We start from the raw sequence: 22,130 nt of genomic DNA, 5'->3' as shown, positions 1-22,130 counted from the left end.
TACCTGGTCCTGATAGCTGTCGTGCTTCATTTGGCGGCCCCCGTGGCCGCGCGGGCGAGGATCTTTTTCGCCAGGCTCATCCGGTGCACTTCGTTGGGGCCGTCATAGATACGGAAGCTGCGGGCATCGCGGAAGATCCGCTCGACGATCGACTCGCCGGTAACGCCCTGCCCGCCCAGCACCTGCACACTGCGGTCGATCACCCGCCAGATCGCCTCCGAGCTGAGCACCTTGGCCATGCTCGACTCGACGTTACCCCGCTCGCCCTGGTCCAACACCCAGGCGCAATGCCAGATCGCCAGGCGCGTGGCATGCAGGTCCATCTCGTTGTCGGCGAGCATGAAGCCCACCCCTTGGTGCTCGCCCAGCGGCTTGCCGAACGAGACCCGGCGGTTGGCGTAGGCACAGGCCTCGTCATGGGCGCGGCGGGCCTGGCCCAGCCAGCGCATACAGTGGGTCAGGCGCGCTGGCGCCAGGCGCACCTGGGCGTAACGGAAGCCTTTGCCCACTTCGCCGAGCACATCGCTGGCCGGCACCCGCAGGTTTTCGAAACGCAACACCGCATGGCCGCCGGCGAAGCAGCTGTCCAGCGAGTCCATCATGCGCTCCAAGATGAAGCCCGGGCGGTCGGTGTCGGTCAGGAACATCGTCGCGCTGCCGTCTTCCATGCGCGCCATGATGATCGCCAGCTGCGCGCCTTCAGCCCCGGTGATGAACCATTTCTGGCCATTGATGATGTAGTCGTCACCGTCACGCACGGCCAAGGTGGTCAGCATCGAGGGGTCGGAGCCGGCGCCCGGGCTGGGCTCGGTCATGGCGAAGCATGAGCGGATATGGCCTTGCACCAGTGGCCGCAGCCAGCGGTCTTTTTGCGCCGGCGTGGCCACCTGCTCCAACAGGTGGATATTGCCCTCGTCCGGGGCGTGGATGTTCAGGGCCACCGGGCCGAGTGGCGAATAGCCCGCTTCTTCGAAAATGATCGCCTTCTCGACATGGCTCAAGCCCAGGCCGCCCATTTCACGCGCGGCATGCGGGGTCAGCAGGCCGTGCTCGCGGGCCCGATCGAGCAGCGCCTGGCGCAGTTCGGGCGATGGGCCGTGGGCGGTCTGGCGGCGGTCGTGCTCCAGGGGGATGACGCTTTCGGAAATGAACTGCCGGGTCTTGGTTTGCAGGGCGAGCAGCTCGGCTGAAAGGGCGAAATGCATGGTGGGGTTCCTTGTAGAGGGAAAGGCTCAGGCGTGCAGGCGGCGCGGGTCGATGGCGGCATGCAGGTGCTCCATCACGGTTTTGTCGATCGAGGCCTTGCCGGGGTCGTACGGGGTGTAGTTGAGGGTGCGGATGAACGCGTGTTGTGCTTGCGTGCCGGCCATGTCGATATCGACGATGTTCAGGCAAGCAGGGTCTTGTTCGAAGGCAGCCAGCCCACCCAGCCCGGCGCCGCTGGCCCAGGCCAGGAGGATGCGGTTGACGGCGTCGTGGCTGACCAGTAGCAACGATGTCCAGCCGGGCTCGGCCAGCAATTGCTGGAAGCTGTCCAGCACCCGTTGCTGGAACGCCACCCAAGGTTCGCCGCGCAAAAAGGCGGCGCCGGGGCGGTCGGCCAGGTGATAGGCCTGGGCCACTTCGCGGTGCAGGCAGCCTGGGGGTATTTCCCGCAGGCGGCCGGCCCGCACCTCGCGCAAGGCGGCGCGCTGCTCCACCGCCAAGGTGCGCGGGCCCAGCAGTTGGTCGAGGGTCTGGCGGGTGCGCGGGTAGTCCGAACACACCGCCCGGTCGAACCGGGTGTGCGCCAGCACCTGGCCCAACGCCTGGGCCTGGGCTACGCCTTGCGCCGACAGCGGCACATGGCGCGGGTCGAGGGGCCGGCCATCGGCGTCGAAGTAATCGACATGGCCATGCCGAACCAAGTAGCAGCGGCGACGCTGGGCGGGCTGGTCAGTCATGGGCCAGCACCTTCGGGTTGCTGATGCTCAACTGCGCCCGGTTGATCGCCCGCAGCGCCGCCAGTAAACGTGTTGGGTCCTGATCGTAGGCACCTTGGCGAATGCGCCGCGCCAGCAACGCACGGGCCTGTTCAAGCCCCGTCGCTGCCTGGCCGTGCTGCGCCAGCAAGGCCTCCAGGGCCTGGCGCTCGACCTCGGCACAGTGCGCCGCCTGCGCCAGTTCGCGGCTGGCGATCAACATGGCGCTGGCGACCATCCGGCCTTGATAGTACAACCCTTTCGGCAACGCCGGCAGTAGATGGGTGAGCAGGGTGTCGCGCGCCGTCACAAGCAGGTCGCGGGCATCGGGCTGGTTCATGCGTGGCCTCCACGGGTGAGCAAGAGGATTTCCTGTTCGAGTTCGCTGACCATCCGCCCGGTCAGCGCCAGCTCCAGCGAGCGTTGCTGGCCAGACACATGGCGTTCGGCCTGCTGCAGGGCGATTACCGCCCAGCGCAGGTGGGCCATGACCTGCCAGAAGCGCAGCGCCTGGCTGTCCAGTTCCAGCGCCGACACGCTGCGGTATCCGGCGAGCAAGTCCTGCAGATGGCCGATGCCGCCCGCCTCCAGGTCCGGCCGGCCGAAGCGCCAGCAGCGCGCGGTGAACCAGCCCAGGTCTTCACGCGGGTCACCCCAGCCAGCGAACTCCCAATCCAGTACGCCGGTCAGTGCACCGGCCTCGACCATGTAGTTGCCGGTGCGGTAGTCGCGGTGCAGCAGGCACGTGGGCAAGGGCGCAGGCTTGTTCAGCTCACACCAGCGCAAGCCCCACTCCAGCACCGGGTGGCTGCCTGGCAAGGCATCCAGAAACTGGCGGTACTGGTCGACGCTGGCTTGCACCGTGTCGGGTGCAGCGGCGGGCAGAAACGCCAGCGCCTGCTGCGGCGGGCGTACCTGATGCAGGCGCGCCAGGTTGGCGCCCAACTGCCGGCACAGTGCCGGGTTGCCCTGGGGCGCGTCTTGTGCGGACGTCAGGCGGTGGCCACTGGCAGTGCCGGCCAGCGCCTGCATGATGAAAAAGTCGCGGCCGATGACCTGCGGGTCCTGGCACAGCCAAAGGGGCTTGGGTACGTTGACACCGGCTTGGTGGGCCACGTCGAGCACCGCGAACTCCTGCTCGCGGGTCATGCTGGCGGCTACTGCGGAAGCGGCGTCGGTGCGCAGTACCCAACGCTGTGGTTGGCCTGCGACTTCGGCCTCGAGCAGCCAGTTTTCCTGGATGGCACCGCCTGACAATCGCTCGCTGCGGGTGAGGGTCACGGGGTGGCTGTCGAGTTGGTTTTGTAGGTAGGTAGAGAGCTGTGAATGGGCGTCTGGGATGTCGATGCGAGCGCTGGGGGGGAGCGCGGGATGGGTGATGGGCATGGTGGGTCCAATTGGCTGGTCGTTCGTGGACTAGCCGATTGCAAGATGATTGCCAGGTCGTTTATTGGTTTTATTATTTGTTATTAATCAATGATTTATAGCGATTTTTGGGTTTGATTCGATGGCGGATTTGAACGGGGCGGTTTCAGATTTGAACGGGTTGTGCAGGGCTGATGTGTTCGCCAAAACATTTGCAGCGCCTGGCAGATCGAGCGCCGCCCGCGCGGCGCTTCGCAGCACAAGGCTGCTCCCACATCTGTTTCGGGCCAGTGAGGCCTGTGAGATTTGCGCGCGACCGCCTTAGGAATAATTGGCCCGAGAAAAATGTAGGAGCAGCCTTGTGCTGCGAAGCGCCGCGCGGGCGGCGCTCGATCTGCCAGGCACCAAAAATGTTGTGACAAACACCCCCCAACCCCTACGATACCTGGCTGACCCGACGGAGCACTGCTCGCCATGCACCTTCCCGCGCTCAAACCCAACCAGCTGCGCCCACCCGCCGAACCACCCAGGGCCTTACAGCGCACCCGGTTGCTCGACCACCTGGCCAGCGCGCTGGACGACGGCGCTGTCATCCTCCTGCAAGCGCCCTTGGGCTACGGCAAAAGCACCCTGCTCGCCCAGTTCGCCCGCCGCCTCACCAGCCCCTTTGCATGGCTGCGCCTGACCCGCGCCGAAAACCAGCCCCTGGCCCTGCTGCTGCACCTGCACGCCGCCCTTCAATTGCCGGCGTCACACCGCGAATCCCCCCAGGCCGAACCGCTGTGGAGCCACATCCTCGCCGACCTCGAAGCCCGCCAGGCCCCGGTAACGTTACTGCTCGACGACCTGCACCTGCTCAACGCCGCCCAGGCCTGGCAGTACCTCGACACCCTGCTGCACGACCCGCCGCCAGCACTGCGCCTGCTCGCCGCCAGCGAAGGCCTGCCGGCGTTACCCCTGGCCCACCTGCGCCGCGACGGCCGGCTGGCCGTGCTAAGCGCGCGTGAACTGGCCCTGGACAGCGAAGAGACCCGCCAGCTGGCACTGGCCCGTGACGTCCGCCTGGGCAGCGACGCGCTGTACCAACTGCGTGCCGGCAGCGAGGGCTGGCCCAGCGGCGTGCTGTTCTGGTTCGAGGCCTACCGCGAAGCGCTGCAGAGCACTGGCCAGCCGCCCGGCGACCTGCGCCCGATCACGCGTCAGGCCTACGCCCATGCCCGGCAGTTTCTGGAAGAAGAACGCCTGCAGCGCTTGCCCACCGCCTTGCGCGCCTTTCTTGAACACACTGCCGTGGCCCAGGTGTTCGATGCGGGGCTGGCCGGTGAACTGGCCGCCAATACCGATGTGACGGCGGCGCTGCGCCAATTGCAGCGGCTGGACCTGATCATCGAAATGCCCCAGGCCAGCCACGCCGAATACCGCTACCACCCTGCCCTGCGCAACAGCCTTTACCAACGCCTCGAACAACGCGACCCGCAGCGCCTGCGGCAACTGCACCGCCAAGCCGCGAACTGGCTGCTGGCGCAGCGCCGCTTCACCGAGGCGATCTACCAGTACGGCCGGGCCAGGGACCTGGACGCCGTGCTCGGCATCGTCGACCGGCATGGCTTCGAGCTGTTGCGCGAAGGCAAGGTCAACACCCTGGTCGATGTGCTCGACGAGGTGGCCGGCCATGCCGGCAACGACAGCTTCACCCTGGCCGTGACCGAAGCCTCCACGGTGATGGTCACCAACGACATCGCCCAGGCCTGCCAGTGCCTGCACCAGCTCTATGCCCTGCAGCGCCGCCACGCTGTGCCGCGCCACCCCGAGCGGGTGCAGCAGACGGTGATGTTCCTGCGTAGCCGCCTGGCCTACCTGGGCGGCAACTTGGCGCACGGCTTGGCCTTGGCTGCGCGTGCATTGCAGCAATTTGGGCAGCATAACGCCGCGCGCTCGGTACTGTATTTCGACCGGGCCAACTGCCTGGCGGCCTTGGGTGAACTGCAACCGGCCCACGCCGAAGCCAGCCGCGCCCTAGTCGAACTGCAAGGCTTCGGGCTGAGCGGCTACACCAACTTGCTGCAACTGCTGCTGGGCCAGATCGAGCTGGCCCAAGGCGCCAGCGAAGCGGCCTGGGAACGCCTGCAAGGCATGGCCGAGCAGCCTGCTGCCGGCAGTTCGGGGCGCTTTTACGAGCTGTTCCGCCACTTGGGCAAAGGTCTGGCCCTGCTGCAAGCCAACCAGCTAAGCCAGGCGCGCCACGCCCTGGCCCAGGCCGAAGTACTGGCGCTAGGCTTCCCGCACAGCGCCGCGCTGCCCTGGGTGTTCCACCACCAGGCCTGCCTGCACTGGGCGCTGGGCGAGACCTCCCAGGCTAAGGCGCGCTGGCAAGAAGTGCGCCGGCTGGCCTTGCAGTTCCGCCTGTTCACCCTGTACCGCCAGGCCGGCGCCTGGCTGGCGCGCCTGGTGCTGCGTGACAACGACACCGACTACCTGCCCGGCTGGCTTGACCAGTGGCACTGGTGCAGCCGCCAGTATGACCAGCAGTTGCTGCCTGAAGAGTGGCTGGCCTATGCCTGGGTGCAGCGCCACCTGGGGCAGCGCGACAAGGCGCGGCAGATCCAGGCGACACTGCACACCCATGCCGAGGCGAACACCAACCGCCGCCTGTTGCTCGACACCCTGTTGCTCGACGCAGCCCTGCACCAGGACCGTGGCGCCCACGACCAGGCCCTGCACAGCCTCGAACAGGCCTTGCAACTGGCGTGTGAATACGGCTTCGGGCAATTGTTGCGATACGAAGGCGAAGCGTGCCTTGAACCCTTGCGCGAGTTGCTGCTGCCACAGGCTCGCGAGCGCCTGGCCCTGGCGGCCCCGCCACCGTCACGCGAGCGCCTCAATGCCCTGTTCCGCCCACTGCTGGCAGGGCGAGACAGCACCGACAACGCGTTGATCGTGCCGCTGTCGCGTCGTGAACTGGAGGTGCTGCAACGCATGGCACGCGGGCAGAGCAACGGGCAGATTGCCGAGGCGATGTTCATCAGCCTGAGCACGGTCAAGACCCACATCAACAACCTGTTCCGCAAACTCGACGTGGCTGACCGCGACAGCGCCTTGTGCTCAGCGCGCGAATTGCAATTGCTGAACTGACCTCCACCCGCACGCCACGCCGATTCCACCCCCGATTCCACCGGGGGGGTGGACGCGGCGCGCGGGGCCTGCCTGCTACAACATGCCGAATCCACCCAGCCAGGAGTCCGGCATGCCCAGCTACACCGCCCCGTTGCGCGATATCACCTTCGTTGCCCAGGAGCTGCTCGACCTGAGCGGCCACTATCAACAACTGTCTGGCTGCGAAGCCCCCGACGCGGACACCTTCGCCGCCATCGTCGAGGAAGGCGCCAAGTTCGCCGAGCAGGAACTGGCACCGCTCAACGCCGTGGGCGACCAGCACGGGTGCCAATGGCAGGATGGCAAGGTCAGTACCCCGCCGGGCTTCGCCGAGGCCTTCAAGCGCTTCGCCGCCAACGGCTGGCTGGGCCTGGACAAAGACCCAGCCTACGGCGGCCAGGGTTTGCCGCCCTCGCTGGGCTTCGTCAACCACGAGATGATCTGCAGCGCCAACCACGCCTGGGGCATGTACGGCAACCTCACCGGCGGCGCTATCAGCACCCTCAGCGAGCATGCCGACGAGGCCCTGCGCCAGCGTTTTCTGCCGCCAATGATCGCCGGCCGCTGGAGCGGCACCATGTGCCTGACCGAGGCCCATTGCGGCTCGGACCTCGGCCTGCTGCGTACCAGCGCTCGGCCCCAGGCCGACGGCAGCTACCGCATCAACGGCAGCAAGATCTTCATCTCGGCCGGTGAGCACGACCTGACAGAAAACATCGTGCACCTGGTGCTGGCGCGCATCGAAGGCGCACCGGCCGGGGTCAAGGGCATTTCGCTGTTTGCCGTGCCAAAGGTCCAGGTCGATGCCGACGGCAGCCTGGGTGCCCCCAACGGCGTCAGCTGCGGGTCTATCGAACACAAGATGGGCATCCACGGCAACGCCACCTGCGTGCTCAACTTCGACGGCGCCACAGGCTACCTGCTGGGCGAAGCCAACCGTGGCCTGAACGCCATGTTCACCTACATCAACGAATCGCGCCTGGCAGTTTCACAGCAGGCTCAGGCCCACGCCGAAGCCTCGTTCCAGGGGGCCTTGGCCTATGCCCGCGACCGCGTGCAGATGCGTGCCACACCGCGCCTGCGCGCCGACCAGCCCGCCGACCCGATCATCGGCCATGCCGATGTCCGGCGCATGCTGCTGACCCAAAAGGCCTATGCCGAAGGCGGTCGCATGCTCGCCTACACCTGCGCCAAGGGCGTCGACCTGCTGCACCACGGCGCCACCCCAGGTGTGCGCCAGGCCGCGGCACGCCGGCTGGCCTTGCTCACGCCAATTGCCAAGGGGTTTTTGACCGAAACCGGCAACGAGGCCGCGCAGTTGGGCATCCAGGTCTTCGGCGGCCACGGTTTCATCCGCGAATGGGGCATGGAGCAGATCGCCCGCGATGTACGCATCACCGCGATTTACGAAGGCACCAACACCATCCAGGGTATCGACCTGCTGACCCGCAAAGTGCTGGCCGATGGCGGTGAGGCCCTGGACGAACTGCTCGGCGAAATCGAAGTATTCATTCAAAAAACCTCGGCCTCGGCCGACCTCGCCCAGGCCTTGCAACAGCGCGTCAGCGCCTGGCGCGACGTCAGCGAATGGCTGCGCGACGCCAGCAGCACCGACGCCAACCTGATCGGCGCCAGCGCCTTCGACTACCTGATGCTCTGCGGCTACACCCTGATCGGCTACCTGTGGCTGCGCGCCGCCTGCGTCGCTGAACAGGCACTGGCGGCCGGCAGCGACGACGTCGCGTTCTACCGGGGCAAGCGCGAGACCGCGCGTTTCTACCTGCAGCGCCTGCTGCCGCGGGCCAGCCTGCACGAGACGCTGATCCGCACGGGCAGTGACAACCTGATGAACATCAGCGACGCCGCCTTCGCCCGCTGACCCTGCCTGGCAGGCTCCGCTGCCGAGTCCCCCAGGGCAGCGGTTTTTTCGGCGGTGGCCAACGCTCCGGGCCGCCGCCTCGTTTTTTTCAGGACACCAACAGGAAGGTTCCCATGCCGCTGATCGACTATCGCCGCGATAACCAACTGGCCTTGATCGGCCTGTGCCACGCCCCCGTCAATGCCCTGGGCCACGACCTGCGCCAGGCACTGCTACAGGCCTGCACCCAGGCCGCCAGCGACCCTGAGGTCAAGGCAGTCATCCTGCATGGGCGCTCACTGCCGTTCAGTGCCGGCGCCGACATCAGCGAGTTCGGCAGCCCACGCACCTGGCAAGCACCCGCCCTGCCCGAATTGCTAGAAACGCTGACCTCCCTTGCCAAGCCACTGATCGCCGCCATCGATGGCGTGGCGCTGGGCGGCGGGCTGGAACTGGCCCTGGCCTGCAGCCATCGCGTTGCCAGCGCCACTGCCCGCCTGGGCCTGCCGGAGGTACGCCTGGGCCTGCTGCCCGGTGCCGGCGGTACCCAGCGCCTGCCACGGCTGATCGGCGTGGCGCCCGCGCTGGAGCTGATGCTCGGCGGCGAACCGATCGATGCCCGCCAAGGCCTGGCACTGGGGCTGGTAGACCGCTTGGTCGAACCCGGCCAGGACCTGCTCGACCAAGCGTGCGCCTTTGCCCACGAGCAGCTCGCCCACCCCGCCCCGCCAAGGGTTACACCCGCGCTCCCAGCCGAGGGCCTGTTCGCCACGCACGAGGCCCAGCTGGCAGCCCGCAAACCCGGCCAACGGGCGCCACTACGGGTACTGGCGGCCGTGCGCGCGGCCTACGAACTGCCGTTGGCCGAAGGCCTGGCCCGCGAACAGGCGCTGTTCCGCGAAGCGCTGCAAGACCCCCAGGCCACTGCACTGCGCCATCTGTTTTTTGCTGAGCGCGAGGCGCTGCGCATTCCCGGTATCGACGCGGCCACCGCGCTGCGCCACATCGCCCAGGTTGCCGTGATCGGCGCCGGTACCATGGGCGCCGGCATCGCCATGAACTTCATCAACGCCGGCCTCCCCGTGCGCTTGCTGGAGCTCAAGCCCGAGGCCCTGGACCGCGGCTTGGCGCAGATCCGCAAACACTACGAAAGCGCCATCAAGCGCGGCAAGCTCACCGCCGAGCAACTCGAACAGCGCATGAGCCTGCTGCAAGGCACCCTCGATTACGCCGACCTGGCTGACGCTGACCTGGTGATCGAAGCAGTGTTCGAAGACCTGTCGATCAAACAGTCGGTGTTCCGCACCCTCGACCGGGTGTGCAAGCCCGGCGCTATCCTGGCCAGCAACACCTCGACCCTGGATGTCGACCGCATCGCCGCCTGCACCCGCCGCCCGCAGGACGTGGTCGGCCTGCACTTCTTCAGCCCGGCCCATGTCATGCGCCTGCTCGAAGTGGTGCGCGGCCGGGCCACGGCGCCAGACGTGCTGGCCACCACGCTGAAAATCGCCAAGCGCATCGGCAAACTGCCGGTGGTGTCTGGCGTGTGTTTCGGCTTCATTGGCAACCGCATGCTCGAACCTTATGCCCGCGAGGCCCACCGCCTGGTCCTCGAAGGCGCCTCGCCGGCCCAGGTGGACAAGGTGCTGACCGACCTCGGCCTGGCCATGGGCGTCTTCGCCATGTACGACCTGGCCGGCATCGACGTCGGTTACCTGGTGCGCCAGGCGCGGCGCAGCGAGATCGCCCACGACCCGAGCTACTTCCGCCTGGCCGACGAACTCTACACGCTGGGCCGCCACGGGCAGAAGAGCGGGCGCGGCTTCTACCGCTACGAGGGCCGCGAACGCATCGAAGACCCCGAGGTGGTGCAGCTAGCGGCGCAACTGGCCGCCAAGCTGGGCATCACCCGGCGCACCATCAGCGACGCGGAAATCCACGACCGCTGCCTGTTCATGCTGATCAACGAAGGCCTGCAATTGCTCGACGAAGGCATCGCCCTGCGCAGTGGTGACATCGACCTGGTGTGGGTCAACGGCTACGGCTTCCCGGGCTGGCGTGGTGGGCCGCTGCATTATGCCCGCGACATCGGCCTGGACACCGTGCTGGCTGGCATCGAGCAACTGCGCGATCGCCTGGGTGCCTACGGCCACCTGTGGTTGCAGCCAGCCCCCTTGCTGCGGCGCCTGGCGAGCAGCACCGGCAAGCTCCGCGCGCAACACCGTTGAGCTGCCCTCTTCTGGCCATCAAGGAACCCCGTTCATGAAAGACGCCGTTATTCTCTCTACCGCCCGCACCCCGATCGGCAAGGCCTTTCGCGGTGCCCTCAACAACCTGCGCTCGCCCAGCCTGGCCGCCCATGCCATCCAGGCGGCCGTTGCACGGGCCGGCATCGCTGCCGACGAAATCGAAGACCTGGTGATGGGCACCGCCATGCCCTCTGGCACCGCAGGCTGGAACCTGGGGCGTATGAGCGCGCTGGCGGCCGGGCTGCCCGTGTCGGTCAGCGGCCAGACCCTCGACCGCCAGTGCGCCTCCGGATTGATGGCGATCGCCACCGCCGCCAAGCAAATCATCGTCGATGGCATGCACGTCACCGTTGGCGCCGGCCACGAAAACATCAGCGCGGTACAAGTGCGCAACCTCGAATGGGCGCTGGGCGAGCAGGACAACGCGGTTATCCAGCAGGTGCCGCACGCCTACATGCCGATGCTGCACACCGCCGAGCACGTCGCCCGGCGCTACGGCATCAGCCGTGACGCGCAAGATGCCTATGCGCTGCAATCGCAGCTGCGCACTGCCGCCGCCCAGCAGGCTGGGTTGTTCGAGGCCGAGATCGTGCCGGTAACCGCGCAGCAAAGGGTCAAGGACAAGCACACCGGCGAAATCAGCTACCGCCAGGTAACCCTGGCGCAGGACGAGGGCAATCGCCCGCAAACCCGCCTGGACGACCTGGCGCGCTTGCAGCCGGTGCTCGACGGTGGCTGCATCACCGCCGGCAACGCCAGCCAGCTGTCCGACGGTGCCAGCGCCTGCGTGCTGATGGACGCGCGCCTGGCCGAGCAGCGCAACCTCAGGCCGCTGGGCCTGTACCGGGGCATCGCCGTGGCCGGCCTGGCGCCGGAAGAGATGGGCATCGGGCCGGTGTACGCCGTGCCGCGCCTGCTCAGGCAGCACGGGCTGAAAGTCGACGATATCGGCCTGTGGGAGCTTAACGAAGCGTTCGCCTGCCAGGTGTTGTATTGCCGCGACACCTTGGGCATCGACCCTGAGCGCCTGAACGTCAACGGCGGCGCCATCGCCATTGGCCACCCCTATGGCATGAGCGGCGCGCGGATGGTCGGGCATGCGCTGCTCGAAGGTAAACGGCGCCGGGTGCGCTATGTGGTGGTGACCATGTGCGTGGGCGGTGGCATGGGGGCGGCGGGCCTGTTTGAAGTGCTGTGAACACAACCGGACCGCAAGGGCTTCCACACCGCCCCTGCCCACTCACTGAATGATGAGGAACGCTCCATGCTAGCAACCCCTTTTTCCCTGGTCGGCAAGACCGTTTTGGTAACCGGCGCTTCCAGCGGCCTGGGTGCCCACTTCGCACGCTTGGCCCAGGCCGCTGGCGCCCGTGTGGTGCTGGCGGCGCGGCGGGTCGAGCGCTTGCAGGCGCTGGTCGAGCAACTTGAAACCCAAGGCGGCGAAGCGTTGGCCGTGGCGCTCGACGTCACTCAACGCGACAGTGTCGAACAGGCCTTCGACCAGGCCGAGGCCCGCTTCGGTGTGGTCGATGTGGTCATCAACAACGCCGGCATCGGCGACCCTGGGCGCTTTCTCGAACTGAGCGGGCAGGACTGGCAGCGCATGCTCTCGACCAACCTCGATGGCGTGTTCCATGTCGCCCAATGCGCTGGCCAGCGCCTGGTCAAGGCCGGCCGCGCCGGGAGCATCGTCAACATCGCCTCGATCCTGGGCCTGCGCGTAGGGGCCGGGCTGAGCCACTACTGCACGGCCAAGGCCGGTGTGGTGCAGTTGACCAAGGCCATGGCGCTGGAGCTGGCCCGCTACCGGATCCGCGTCAATGCCATCGCCCCCGGTTACTTCAAGACCGAGATGAACGAGGCCTACTTCGACAGCGAGACCGGCCAGGGGTACATCAAGGACCACGTGCCGATGCGCCGCCTGGGCCAATTGAGCGAGCTCGACGGCCCCTTGCTGTTGCTGGCCAGTGACGCCGGTGCGTTCATGACTGGCAGCGTCCTCGCCGTGGATGGCGGGCACTTGGTCAACCCGTTGTAACAAGGAGCCTGCATGCCCACCGCCGCTTACCGGCCCCGCGTGGTCGCGCTGGTCACCCACTTGCGCTGCCCTGGAGCACCCAGCCCCATGGCCCGGCTGATCGAGCAGGTCAGCGCCGACTACCGGCAGCAGGCCCATGTCGAGGTGATTGAAACCACCCTCGGCAAGCTGCTGCCGCTGGCGCGCGAGCTGGAGAGGCGCCAGCAGGCTGACGTCATCCTGTGTTCCGGGGCCGCCGCCGACTACTTGCGCCAGCACCTGTCGACCTCGGTGCAGGCCCTGCACCTGGGCGAGCACGACCTGATCCGCGCCCTCGCCCTGGCCCACACGCGCACCCGGCGCGTCGGCGTGCTCAGCTTTGGCCAGCCCCACCCCGGGCTGGCGGCGATGCAAGCGTTGCTCAACCTCAAGGTGCACGAGCACACCTACACCCACCTGGAACAGGCCCGGGCGCAGGTCGCGCAGCTGGTCGCAGACGGTGTCCAGGTCATCATCGGGTCGCCGACGGTGTGCCAGCTGGCCGACGCGGCCGGTGCCCAGGGCGTGCTGGCGCTGGACAGCGACAGCCTGCGCCATGCGTTCGACAACCTGCGCATTCAGCCCCGGCGCAGCCGCAAGCCGCCTGCCGCGCAGCCGTTCATGACGCGCTATCGTTTCGATCAGTTGCTGGGTGATGCCCCGGCGTTCCGCGCGACCGTGCAGCTGGCGCAGCGCTACGCCGCGACCGACGCGACGGTACTGATCACCGGCGAAAGCGGCACGGGCAAGGAGTTGCTCGCACAAAGCCTGCACCACGCCAGCGCCCGCCAGCAGGGGCCGTTCGTGGCGATCAACTGCGCGGCCCTGCCGGAGTCGCTGCTCGAGAGCGAGCTGTTTGGCTTTGAAGACGGCGCGTTCACCGGCTCGCGCAAGGGGGGCAAACCCGGCCTGATCGAGCTGGCGCACGGTGGCACATTGTTCCTCGACGAAGTCGGCGACATGCCCGCGCCGCTGCAAACCCGTTTACTGCGTGTGTTGCAGGAGCGCGAGGTGCTGCGCCTGGGTGGCTGCGCGCCGACACCGGTGGACATACGCGTGATTGCCGCCACCCATTGCGACTTGCCAGCACGCATCGCCAACGGGCAGTTTCGCGCCGACCTGTTCTACCGCCTGAACATCCTGCGCCTTGCCGTGCCGCCCCTGCGCGATCGGCTCCAAGACATCCTGCCCCTGTTCGAGGCGCTGCTCGCACGGCACGGTGCAACACCGCTCGCCACACCGCAGTTGCAACCCCTGCTGCCCCTGCTGCTGCGCCACCGCTGGCCAGGGAACATCCGCGAGCTCGACAACATCGCCGAGCGCGCCGCGCTGTGCGCCCAAGCCTTGGTGGGCGCCGATGGCATCGACCTGGCCACGCTCTTCCCGGAATTTTTCGAGCATGTGCAGCCCCCCGCACAGCCGCTGCCCGCTAGCGACAACCTGCGCAGCCTGGGCAAGGCCGCCGAGGCGGCGCACGCCCGGCGCATGCTCGACACCTGCGACGGCAACATGGACCAGGCTGCGCGTTGCCTGGGTGTCAGCCGCAGCACCCTGTGGCGGCGTTTGCGCGCATCCTGCGGATGACTTATCGCGAGGCGCCCGATACCCTTGGCCTCTGGTGGCCTGACGGTTTCGGGCCCAATCCTTTTTGCGCAGACGAGCATGTCATGAAAACCGCCGCAGGTTTGCTGCTGTCGGCCATCGAGCTGGACCGTGCCAGTGCCATCCCCCTGTACCGCCAGCTGTACCTGCAGATTCGCAAGCAGATACTCAATGGCAGGATCCAAGGTGGCGTGCGCCTGCCCTCGACCCGCACCTTGAGCAACGAGTTGGGGTTGTCGCGGATCACCATTCTCAATGCGTTCGATCAGCTGATTGCCGAAGGCTTCCTGGCCTCGCGCACCGGCGCCGGCACCTATGTCGGCACGGAATGGGAAAGCCGCGGCAGCGAGCCCGAGCAGCCCCAGCCGCCGCCGCGCCTGTCCGACCTGAGCCAGTCGATGCTGTCGCTGCGCAGCGATCATTTTCGCGGCGTCTCGTACACCGACTGGGACCCGGCCACCCCGACCTCGTTCCTGCCCAGCCACAGCACCTACGAAGCCTTCCCCCAGGCGATATGGCGGCGGCTGATGAACCAGCACCTGCTGAAGCCCACCAAGGCGATGCTGGGCTACGGTGAGCTGCAAGGTTTGCAGGCCTTGCGCAGCGCCATTGCCGAGTATGTGTTCGATGCCCGTGGCATCGACTGCGATGCCGGGCAGGTGGTGATCGTGTCTGGTGCCCAGCAAGCGTTCAACTTGCTGGGCATGTTGCTGCTCAACCCCCAAGACAGTGTATGGATGGAAGACCCGGGGCACATCGCCGCGCGCATTGCCTTGCAGGCGCAAGGGGCGCGGGTGACCGCGTTGCGTGTCGATGAACACGGGATCGACGTGGAGCAAGGCCTGCGCGAATGCCCTGAGGCCCGGTTGGTGTTCTGCACCCCCTCGCGCCAGCACCCGTTGGGCGTCACCTTGAGTTACGCGCGGCGCCAGGCCTTGATCGACTGGGCCGCGCAACAACAAAGCTGGGTCATCGAAGACGATTGCGACAGCGAGTTCCGCTACAGTGGCCGCCTGCTGCCCGCCCTGTATGCCCTGGACCAGATGGCCCGGGTGATCTATGTCGGCACCTTCAGCAAAGTGCTGTTTCCGTCACTCCGGCTGGGCTACGTGATCCTGCCGCCGGCGTTGGTCGAACCCTTCTGCACCCTGCGTGCGGTCATGGACCGCAGCCCGCCCACGCTGCTGCAGGCCACCACCGCTGACTTCATGGCGCAAGGCCATTTCATTGGCCACATCCGCCGCATGCGCGCGTTGTACAAGGCACGCCAGCAGGCCTTGATCGCACAGCTCGAACAGCACATGGGCGGCTTCTTCACCCTCACCCCGGCCGATGCGGGCATGCACCTGATCGCCTGGCTGCCCCCTGCGCTCAACGATGCCGACATCGCCCGGCAACTGGCTGAGCACGGCATCCACACCTACCCCTTGAGCGACTACAGCATCCAGCATGCGCAACCGCCTGCGCTGCTGATCGGCTTTGCCGGCACGCCGGAAAACCAGGCCGCAGCACGCGTCCAGGCACTGGCCCAGGCCTTGCGCACACTGGGGTACCTGCCCGCAAACACCTGAGGCCAGGCAAGTGGTCCTATCGATTGGCGGATAATGGATCTATCGAACGTTCCTCACTGGCGCGATAAAGGTTGCGCCGGTAGACCCCGGCGTCTGAACCAGGAACGACGCTAATGAACAATAAGATCCAGGAACGTTTCAACGCCTTGCTGAGCCACAACGTGGTGGAACAGGCGCCAGCCCCCGTGCTGACCCAGGCACTGGCCCAGCGCTTGCTCGAACGCCTCGGGCAACTGCGCCTTTTTGCCCATGCCTACCCGCTGCTGACCAACCTCACCCACGGCCGGGTCACCCCCGCCGACCTGCTCGACTTCGCCTATCGCCACGAGCTGCAAGGCCTGAGCCTGCACGTGCTCGACGGCGAGCAGAACAGCCTGAGCCAGATGACACCCGCCCAGCTTCAGGCATTTGCCGACAAGGCCAAGGCGCTGGGGCTGGACGTGCATGTGGAAATCAGCAGCACGCTGAAAAAAGACGTCGACCAGGTAATCGCCATCGCCAAGGCCCTGGGGGTGCGCAACATCCGCGTCTACTCGCGTTACGAGGGCACACTGTCGCGGGTCATGGACATCATCGAGAGCGACCTGCACTACCTGGCGCAGCAGGCCGACGCCCACGACCTGTACTTTGACTTCGAGCAACACGAAGAGCTCAAGAGCGACGAGATCGCCCAGTTGCTCAAACGCCTCGACCACCCTCGCCTGCATGCCCTGTTCGACTTTGGCAACATGATCAATGCCTGCGAACAGCCCCTGCAGGCCCTGCGCAACCTGGCGCCGCACATCCGCCAAAGCCACCTCAAGGGTGTGCGCATCGTGGCCGAACACAACGGCTTCGGCCATTACGGCGTGCTGCAAGGCAGCGCCGATGACGACCTGCCCAGTGCCCGCATGCTGTTCGAGCTACTGATGCTGGGCGACACCGCCCCGCAGGTGATCGCCTTCATCCTCGAGCAGGAAAACCACTACGTGGCCCCGGCCTTCCGCCAACAGCAAGAAGCGGCCGACCCCTTCATCGCGTATCGGGAAATGAGCGACACCCCCCTGCCGGCCGGCTTCACCCTGGAGCGCATGCTGGCTGACGAACACCGTTGGGCGAACAACCAGGTGGCCTACGTGCGCGGCCTGCTGAACGAGTTTCGCACCCTGGCCGAGCTGACCTTGGCCAACGCTTGAACCTGGCGACCCGACTACCTGCGGAGAACAACAATGACAGCCCAGAACAAAGCCAAATGGCTCCGATTCCTGATCCTCGTCCTTGGCGGCGGTACCGTCTACAAGCTGGCGAACCTCAAGGATGCCTTCTACGTTCCCATGCAGGAATTCATGGGCCTGAGCCACACTGAAATCGGCCTGCTACTCAGCGCCAACGCGATCATCGCCACCGCACTGTTCGTGGTCGGCGGCATGCTCGCCGACCGCTTCGAGACGCGCAGGCTGATCCCCCTAGGCCTAATCGGCACCGGCTGCCTGGGTGTGTACCTGGCCACCTTCCCGCCGTTCAGCAGCTTGCTGATCGTGTTCAGCCTGCTGGCCGTGTGTGCCGACTGCCTGTTCTGGCCATCGCTGCTCAAGGCCATCCGCAACCTGGGTAACGACCAGGAACAAGGGCGCCTGTTCGGCCTGCTCGAAGGCGGGCGCGGCGTGGTCGATACGCTGGTCGCGTTTGCCGCACTGGGGGTGTTCGTGGCCATGGGCTCGGGCGAAAGCGGCCTGAAGTCAGCAATCCTGTTCTACTCGGTCATCGACCTGCTGGCCGGCACGCTCACCTGGTTCCTGCTCAAGGGTGACAGTGCACCGTCGCTGGCCAAGCCGAAAAATGGCCTGGCCAACCTGATGGAGGCGATCAAGGTGCCGGGTATCTGGCTGGTCAGCCTGAACGTGTTCATGGTCTACATCGTCTATTGCGGCCTGACCTACTTCATCCCCTACCTCAAGGAGATGTACGGCTTGCCCGTGGCGCTGGTGGGTGCCTATGGGATCATCAACCAGTACTTCCTGAAGATTCTGGGCGGGCCTGCCGGTGGGTTCATTGCCGACAAGCAGTTCAAGAGCACCAGCCGCTACCTGAAGTGGGCCTTTCTGGCACTGTTGCCGCTGATGGCGGTGATCATGTTGATTCCGAAAAACCCGACCTTCATCTATGCCGGCATGGCCGCCACCCTGTCCTTTGCGTTGATCGTGTTCTCCATGCGCGGCGTGTTCTGGGCGCCGATGGGCGAAGTCGGTATTCCCCAGCACATCACCGGTTCCGCCTTCGGTATCGGCTGCCTGATCGGTTACGCGCCGGGCATGTTTGCCTACGTCATCTACGGTGCGATCCTCGACCACTTCCCCGGCCAGCAGGGGTACAACTGGGTCTTCACTTTGATGAGTATCCTGGCCGTTGCAGGGTTCATGGTGTCCAGCCTGCTGTACCGGGCCGTTAGAAAAAATGCCCTGGCTGCAGGCGGAATGAGTGCGGCGCAAGCGTGAAGCATGAACACCTCGGCCAGCTTCGACGGTGGAGGCTGGCCTAGGGTTCCTTAGGGTTAAGGTTTGCATGTCGGTCTGGCGCCTGACGCCAGCACGGGGTACAACTGGACCTTTTAGGAGGCCACCATGCTCCGTGTGTTTGAACGACGGCTAGACCCCTTCCCACCCGACGAGGCCCCGCCGCCACCGGTGGGCCTGCTGCGTTTTCTGTGGGCCTGCACGCGCGGCGCGCGTGGTTACGTACTGGCGCTGGCGCTGCTCAGCGCCGGTGTGTCGATCTACGAAGCCTGGCTTTTTTCCTTTCTCGGCCAGGTCGTCGACCTGCTCTCGACCTGGCAAACGGGCGGCGCTGAAGCGGCGCAGGAAAGCCGCGTGCTGTGGGGCATTGGCATCGTACTGCTGACCAGCATCGGGCTGGTGGCGCTGCGCACGATGGTGCAGCACCAGGTACTGGCAATCAATTTGCCACTGCGGCTGCGCTGGGACTTCCATCGGCTGATGCTGCGGCAAAGCCTTTCTTTCTTTTCTGACGAGTTTTCCGGCCGTGTCACCACCAAGGTGATGCAGACCGCACTGGCCGTGCGCGAAGTGCTGTTCACCCTGATCGAAATCGCCCCCGGCATTGGCGTGTACTTCATCGCCATCATCGCGCTGGCGGGCGGTTTTGCCTTGAAGCTGATGCTGCCGTTCATTGCCTGGGTTGCGCTGTTTGGGCTGGCCTTGCTGTACTTCGTGCCGCGCCTGGGCAAAGTCGGCCAGGAACAGGCCCATGCGCGCTCATCGATGACCGGGCGCATCTCAGACGCCTACACCAACATCACCACCGTGAAGCTGTTTTCGCATTCCAAACGCGAAGCGCACTTTGCGCGGGCGGCGATGGAGGACTTCAAACAGACCGGTTTTCGCCAGATGCGCCTGGTCAGCCAGTTCGAAATCGTCAATCAGGCATTGGTGGTCGGGTTGATCATCGGCGCTGGCGGCTATGCCCTGTGGCTGTGGCACCAAGGCGAAGTCGGCACCGGTGCGGTGGCAGCGATTACCGCCATGGCCTTGCGCATCAACGGCATGTCGCACTGGATCATGTGGCAGATGACCTCACTGTTCGAGAACATCGGCACCGTGCAGGACGGCATGGCAACCTTGACCCGCGGCCCCAAGGTACAAGATGCGCCGAATGCCGGGGTGTTGGTGACGTCGGGCGGCGCGGTGAGCTTCGACAATGTCAGCTTCAACTACAACGGTGAGCGGCAGGTGCTCGATGGCCTGAGCCTGAACATTCGCGCCGGTGAGAAAGTCGGCCTGGTGGGGCGGTCCGGTGCGGGCAAGTCGACGCTGATCAACCTGCTGCTGCGCTTTTACGACGTGGACCACGGCGCCATTCGCATCGATGGGCAAAACATTGCCCAGGTGACCCAGGACAGCCTGCGCAGCGCCATCGGCATGGTCACGCAAGACACCTCACTGCTGCACCGCTCGATTCGCGACAACATCGCCTACGGCCGCCCCGACGCGAGCGACGCGCAAATCCGCGAGGCCGCCGCCAATGCCCAGGCTGACGGGTTCATCAACCAGCTGAGCGACCGCCAAGGCCACAGCGGCTACGACACGCTGGTGGGTGAGCGCGGCATCAAGCTGTCCGGTGGCCAACGTCAGCGCATTGCCATCGCCCGGGTAATGCTCAAGAACGCCCCGATCCTGCTGCTCGATGAGGCGACCAGCGCACTGGACTCCGAGGTCGAAGTCGCTATCCAGGAAAGCCTCAATGAGATGATGCACGGCAAGACCGTCATCGCCATCGCCCATCGGCTGTCCACAATCGCTGCCATGGACCGGCTGATCGTGATGGATGAAGGGCGGATCATCGAACAAGGCACCCACGCCGAACTGCTGGCCCGCAACGGCACCTATGCACGGCTTTGGCAGCACCAGAGTGGCGGCTTCTTGGGTGAAGACCAAGGCGTAGCGGAGGCCATGGAGTGAGCCTGCGGGGTGGCAGCCGGTTGCGGCTGCCACCTGCCCTGCGCTGTTTGCATCGGGTCAGCATCGGTTATACTTCTTAATCATTTTTTACCCTTACCGTCGCTGACACACGAGATCGCATGAACACATCCCCTGCACTGCAACCGGGCGCCGACAGCAGCGAGGCCACTGCGCCGACCGACCTGAATGATCTGGTTGGCTACGCCTTGCGCCGCGTGCAGATGAAGGTGTTTCAGCACCTTGTCGAGTGCCTGACGCCCTACGACCTGCGGCCTGCACAGTTTTCTGCGTTGGCCATCATCGCGCAAAACCCAGGCCCTACGCAGGCCGAGCTGGCCAAGGCGTTGAACATCGAGCCGCCCCAAGTGGTGCCGCTGCTCAACAAGCTCGAAGAAGCGGGCCTGGCCCTGCGCGTGCGCAGCAAGGCAGACAAGCGCTCTTATGGTCTGTACCTGAGCAAAGCGGGTGAGAAGCTGCTGAAAACGCTGTATGGGGTAGCTGAAGAAAGCGACCGTGCCGCTACGGCCAATCTGGATGATGACGAGCGGCGGCAGTTGCTTGCCCTGCTGCGCAAGGTCTACTAGGCCCTGTACGCCTGCGCCTTAACGCATCCCCAATTCGGCATCATCCATCAGCGCCTTGGCCAAGGCGCTTAGATAATGTGAGGCCCAGATCAGTTGGGGGTTGTCGTCCATTACGCCGGCGATGGTCAGGTCTCGCACAACGCCCATCAGTTCTGAGGCTTGCTCACGGGCGTCTTGGCAAGGGATGCCGGGTTCGATGCAGAACAGCGGCTGGGTCTTTTTTTCGCCCTGGTAGAACTTGGTCTTGCCGACCGTGGTTTTGGTTTTTGTCGTATCCGTGGTCATTGTTCACTCTCTTCGAAGTTTTACAGCCGGGCCTCTTCGCAGTGCAAGCCCACTCCCCCTGCCTCACCCTCCGGTCATGCGCGTTTCAGTGTAGGAGCAGCCTTGTGCTGCGAAGAGGCCGGTGGCAGCCCTGAAGATTCCCGGTTTGGTCACCGGCCTCTTCGCAGCACAAGGCTGCTCCTACACTGGAAGGCGTAAGCCGGGAGGATCAAACAACGCGTTAGCTGTACTTTAGTGCTGAGTCCGTGGCTGATGCGCCGGCATCTGCACCTGGATCAACGCCGATTCAAGCAGCACACGCAGTGCCTCCAGCTCATGCATCGTCGCCATCATCAAGATCGACACGGGTGATTTGGGCTGTAGGAGAATGGCCTGATTTGCCACGGACTGTGCGCACAGGGCGTAGTCCGCTGCCTGGATGAGGGTGTCTTCGAGGGAATGGTGGTTGTGGGGTGGATCGGGGACAAGTTTTAACATGATGATTCTTCCGTTAACGATGCCGCCACCTGCCTGCTGTCAAACAGTAGGGTGGCAGCTGTACGTGGGTTGACAGACCGGCGGAAAAATCGCAAAAGTTCCGGCGCACGCAAGCGTGCCCGCACGTACAGCCGCCATAGAGGCTGACCGCATGCAATTTTTAACCGTTACAGCCTGTCAAAGCTGTGTCGTTGATGTGCAACGACAGGCCGAGACTAGAGCGGTACCCGAGGGGCCGCAACGGAAAAAAGGCGGCAGGAGTATGTTTGGGAAATGCCCTACAAGGAAGGGGGTAAATCTGATTTTCTCTCACAGGTCATCGACGAACCAAGTGGTGCCGCGGCTCAACAAACTTAAAGAAGCACGGCTGGGCCTGCGCGTGCGCAGCAATAGAAACGCCCCTATGGTCCGCACCTGAGCAAGACGGGGGAGAAACTGCTGAAAACGCTGTATGGGGTGGCGTAGGAAAGCGATCGTGCGGCCACGGCCAATCTGGATGAATGCGGCTTTGAACT

At 65.4% G+C, this 22,130-nt stretch carries 17 protein-coding genes; 11 read left to right on the top strand and 6 right to left on the bottom strand.

The features are described from left to right. Positions 1-26 precede the first annotated feature (26 nt). The 4 genes from OO306_RS07985 to OO306_RS07970 are packed head-to-tail and all read right to left on the bottom strand — an operon-like array spanning position 27 to position 3,347. Entirely contained in the window at positions 27-1,205 is a 1,179-nt protein-coding gene (locus tag OO306_RS07985) for an acyl-CoA dehydrogenase family protein (protein WP_265968277.1), read from the bottom strand. Positions 1,206-1,232: 27 nt separating this feature from the next. Beyond that, positions 1,233-1,943, bottom strand: coding sequence for a histidine phosphatase family protein (locus OO306_RS07980; protein WP_027596386.1), 711 nt, complete (start codon positions 1,941-1,943; stop codon positions 1,233-1,235). Beyond that, a complete protein-coding gene (locus OO306_RS07975) occupies positions 1,936-2,301 on the bottom strand; it encodes a DUF6285 domain-containing protein (protein WP_265968276.1) in 366 nt (121 codons plus the stop codon). The genes OO306_RS07980 and OO306_RS07975 overlap by 8 nt, the downstream gene beginning before the upstream one ends. Next, the gene (locus OO306_RS07970) at positions 2,298-3,347 is read right to left on the bottom strand and encodes a phosphotransferase family protein (RefSeq protein WP_265968275.1); all 1,050 of its coding nucleotides are present in this window, start codon (positions 3,345-3,347) and stop codon (positions 2,298-2,300) included. Before OO306_RS07970 ends, OO306_RS07975 begins: the two co-directional genes overlap by 4 nt. Before the next feature lie 453 nt (positions 3,348-3,800). On the opposite strand from OO306_RS07970, the gene OO306_RS07965 reads away from it, so the two are divergent. The 11 genes from OO306_RS07965 to OO306_RS07910 all read left to right on the top strand — a co-directional run bounded on the left by OO306_RS07965 (position 3,801) and on the right by OO306_RS07910 (position 20,853). Next, positions 3,801-6,458 (top strand): LuxR C-terminal-related transcriptional regulator, encoded by a 2,658-nt coding sequence (locus tag OO306_RS07965; RefSeq protein ID WP_323055825.1) that lies wholly within the window; start codon positions 3,801-3,803, stop codon positions 6,456-6,458. Positions 6,459-6,570: 112 nt separating this feature from the next. Continuing rightward, positions 6,571-8,358, top strand: a complete 1,788-nt coding sequence (locus OO306_RS07955; protein WP_265968274.1) for an acyl-CoA dehydrogenase C-terminal domain-containing protein — start codon at positions 6,571-6,573, stop codon at positions 8,356-8,358. Between the two features lie 113 nt (positions 8,359-8,471). Continuing rightward, positions 8,472-10,565: a 3-hydroxyacyl-CoA dehydrogenase NAD-binding domain-containing protein gene (locus OO306_RS07950; RefSeq protein ID WP_265968273.1), complete on the top strand. Its 2,094-nt coding sequence runs from the start codon at positions 8,472-8,474 to the stop codon at positions 10,563-10,565. A gap of 34 nt (positions 10,566-10,599) precedes the next feature. Beyond that, positions 10,600-11,784, top strand: a complete 1,185-nt coding sequence (locus OO306_RS07945) for an acetyl-CoA C-acyltransferase (RefSeq protein ID WP_265968272.1) — start codon at positions 10,600-10,602, stop codon at positions 11,782-11,784. A 66-nt stretch (positions 11,785-11,850) separates the two neighbouring features. Next, positions 11,851-12,624 carry an SDR family NAD(P)-dependent oxidoreductase gene (locus OO306_RS07940; protein WP_265968270.1) on the top strand — a complete coding sequence of 258 codons (774 nt, stop codon included), beginning with the start codon at positions 11,851-11,853 and terminating at the stop codon, positions 12,622-12,624. 12 nt (positions 12,625-12,636) lie between these two features. After that, on the top strand, positions 12,637-14,226 hold the full coding sequence (gene prpR / locus OO306_RS07935) for a propionate catabolism operon regulatory protein PrpR (protein ID WP_265968269.1): 1,590 nt from the start codon (positions 12,637-12,639) through the stop codon (positions 14,224-14,226). A gap of 83 nt (positions 14,227-14,309) precedes the next feature. Continuing rightward, positions 14,310-15,815: a PLP-dependent aminotransferase family protein gene (locus OO306_RS07930; RefSeq protein WP_265968268.1), complete on the top strand. Its 1,506-nt coding sequence runs from the start codon at positions 14,310-14,312 to the stop codon at positions 15,813-15,815. Between the two features lie 113 nt (positions 15,816-15,928). After that, positions 15,929-16,990, top strand: a complete 1,062-nt coding sequence (locus OO306_RS07925) for a sugar phosphate isomerase/epimerase (RefSeq protein WP_027596376.1) — start codon at positions 15,929-15,931, stop codon at positions 16,988-16,990. 33 nt (positions 16,991-17,023) lie between these two features. Beyond that, complete coding sequence (locus OO306_RS07920; protein ID WP_265968265.1) at positions 17,024-18,289, top strand: MFS transporter; 1,266 nt, start codon at positions 17,024-17,026, stop codon at positions 18,287-18,289. A gap of 126 nt (positions 18,290-18,415) precedes the next feature. After that, a complete protein-coding gene (locus OO306_RS07915) occupies positions 18,416-20,269 on the top strand; it encodes an ABC transporter ATP-binding protein (protein ID WP_265968264.1) in 1,854 nt (617 codons plus the stop codon). 119 nt (positions 20,270-20,388) lie between these two features. Then, positions 20,389-20,853, top strand: a complete 465-nt coding sequence (locus tag OO306_RS07910; RefSeq protein WP_050580787.1) for a MarR family winged helix-turn-helix transcriptional regulator — start codon at positions 20,389-20,391, stop codon at positions 20,851-20,853. An 18-nt stretch (positions 20,854-20,871) separates the two neighbouring features. Here OO306_RS07910 and OO306_RS07905 read toward each other — a convergent pair whose 3' ends face one another. Next, positions 20,872-21,138, bottom strand: a complete 267-nt coding sequence (locus OO306_RS07905) for a DUF3077 domain-containing protein (protein ID WP_265968263.1) — start codon at positions 21,136-21,138, stop codon at positions 20,872-20,874. 231 nt (positions 21,139-21,369) lie between these two features. Further along, positions 21,370-21,615 carry a hypothetical protein gene (locus OO306_RS07900; RefSeq protein ID WP_099429651.1) on the bottom strand — a complete coding sequence of 82 codons (246 nt, stop codon included), beginning with the start codon at positions 21,613-21,615 and terminating at the stop codon, positions 21,370-21,372. Positions 21,616-22,130: the final 515 nt, after the last annotated feature.

Origin of the sequence: Pseudomonas sp. DCB_AW, assembly GCF_026240895.1 — a bacterium.
In the GTDB taxonomy this organism is placed as follows: domain Bacteria; phylum Pseudomonadota; class Gammaproteobacteria; order Pseudomonadales; family Pseudomonadaceae; genus Aquipseudomonas; species Aquipseudomonas kermanshahensis.
The sequence above is the reverse complement of the archived record's forward strand: the minus strand, read 5'-3'. Positions and strand labels throughout refer to the sequence as shown.

Bases quoted from the DNA above. Each gene is read 5' to 3' on its own strand.
- OO306_RS07985 (WP_265968277.1), bottom strand. From the start codon at position 1,205: ATGCATTTCGCCCTTTCAGCCGAGCTGCTCGCCCTGCAAACCAAGACC.
- OO306_RS07970 (WP_265968275.1), bottom strand. From the start codon at position 3,347: ATGCCCATCACCCATCCCGCGCTCCCCCCCAGCGCTCGCATCGACATC.
- prpR (WP_265968269.1), top strand. From the start codon at position 12,637: ATGCCCACCGCCGCTTACCGGCCCCGCGTGGTCGCGCTGGTCACCCAC.
- OO306_RS07955 (WP_265968274.1), top strand. From the start codon at position 6,571: ATGCCCAGCTACACCGCCCCGTTGCGCGATATCACCTTCGTTGCCCAG.
- OO306_RS07965 (WP_323055825.1), top strand. From the start codon at position 3,801: ATGCACCTTCCCGCGCTCAAACCCAACCAGCTGCGCCCACCCGCCGAA.
- OO306_RS07930 (WP_265968268.1), top strand. From the start codon at position 14,310: ATGAAAACCGCCGCAGGTTTGCTGCTGTCGGCCATCGAGCTGGACCGT.
- OO306_RS07905 (WP_265968263.1), bottom strand. From the start codon at position 21,138: ATGACCACGGATACGACAAAAACCAAAACCACGGTCGGCAAGACCAAG.
- OO306_RS07945 (WP_265968272.1), top strand. From the start codon at position 10,600: ATGAAAGACGCCGTTATTCTCTCTACCGCCCGCACCCCGATCGGCAAG.
- OO306_RS07950 (WP_265968273.1), top strand. From the start codon at position 8,472: ATGCCGCTGATCGACTATCGCCGCGATAACCAACTGGCCTTGATCGGC.
- OO306_RS07910 (WP_050580787.1), top strand. From the start codon at position 20,389: ATGAACACATCCCCTGCACTGCAACCGGGCGCCGACAGCAGCGAGGCC.
- OO306_RS07980 (WP_027596386.1), bottom strand. From the start codon at position 1,943: ATGACTGACCAGCCCGCCCAGCGTCGCCGCTGCTACTTGGTTCGGCAT.
- OO306_RS07900 (WP_099429651.1), bottom strand. From the start codon at position 21,615: ATGTTAAAACTTGTCCCCGATCCACCCCACAACCACCATTCCCTCGAA.
- OO306_RS07920 (WP_265968265.1), top strand. From the start codon at position 17,024: ATGACAGCCCAGAACAAAGCCAAATGGCTCCGATTCCTGATCCTCGTC.
- OO306_RS07915 (WP_265968264.1), top strand. From the start codon at position 18,416: ATGCTCCGTGTGTTTGAACGACGGCTAGACCCCTTCCCACCCGACGAG.
- OO306_RS07975 (WP_265968276.1), bottom strand. From the start codon at position 2,301: ATGAACCAGCCCGATGCCCGCGACCTGCTTGTGACGGCGCGCGACACC.
- OO306_RS07925 (WP_027596376.1), top strand. From the start codon at position 15,929: ATGAACAATAAGATCCAGGAACGTTTCAACGCCTTGCTGAGCCACAAC.
- OO306_RS07940 (WP_265968270.1), top strand. From the start codon at position 11,851: ATGCTAGCAACCCCTTTTTCCCTGGTCGGCAAGACCGTTTTGGTAACC.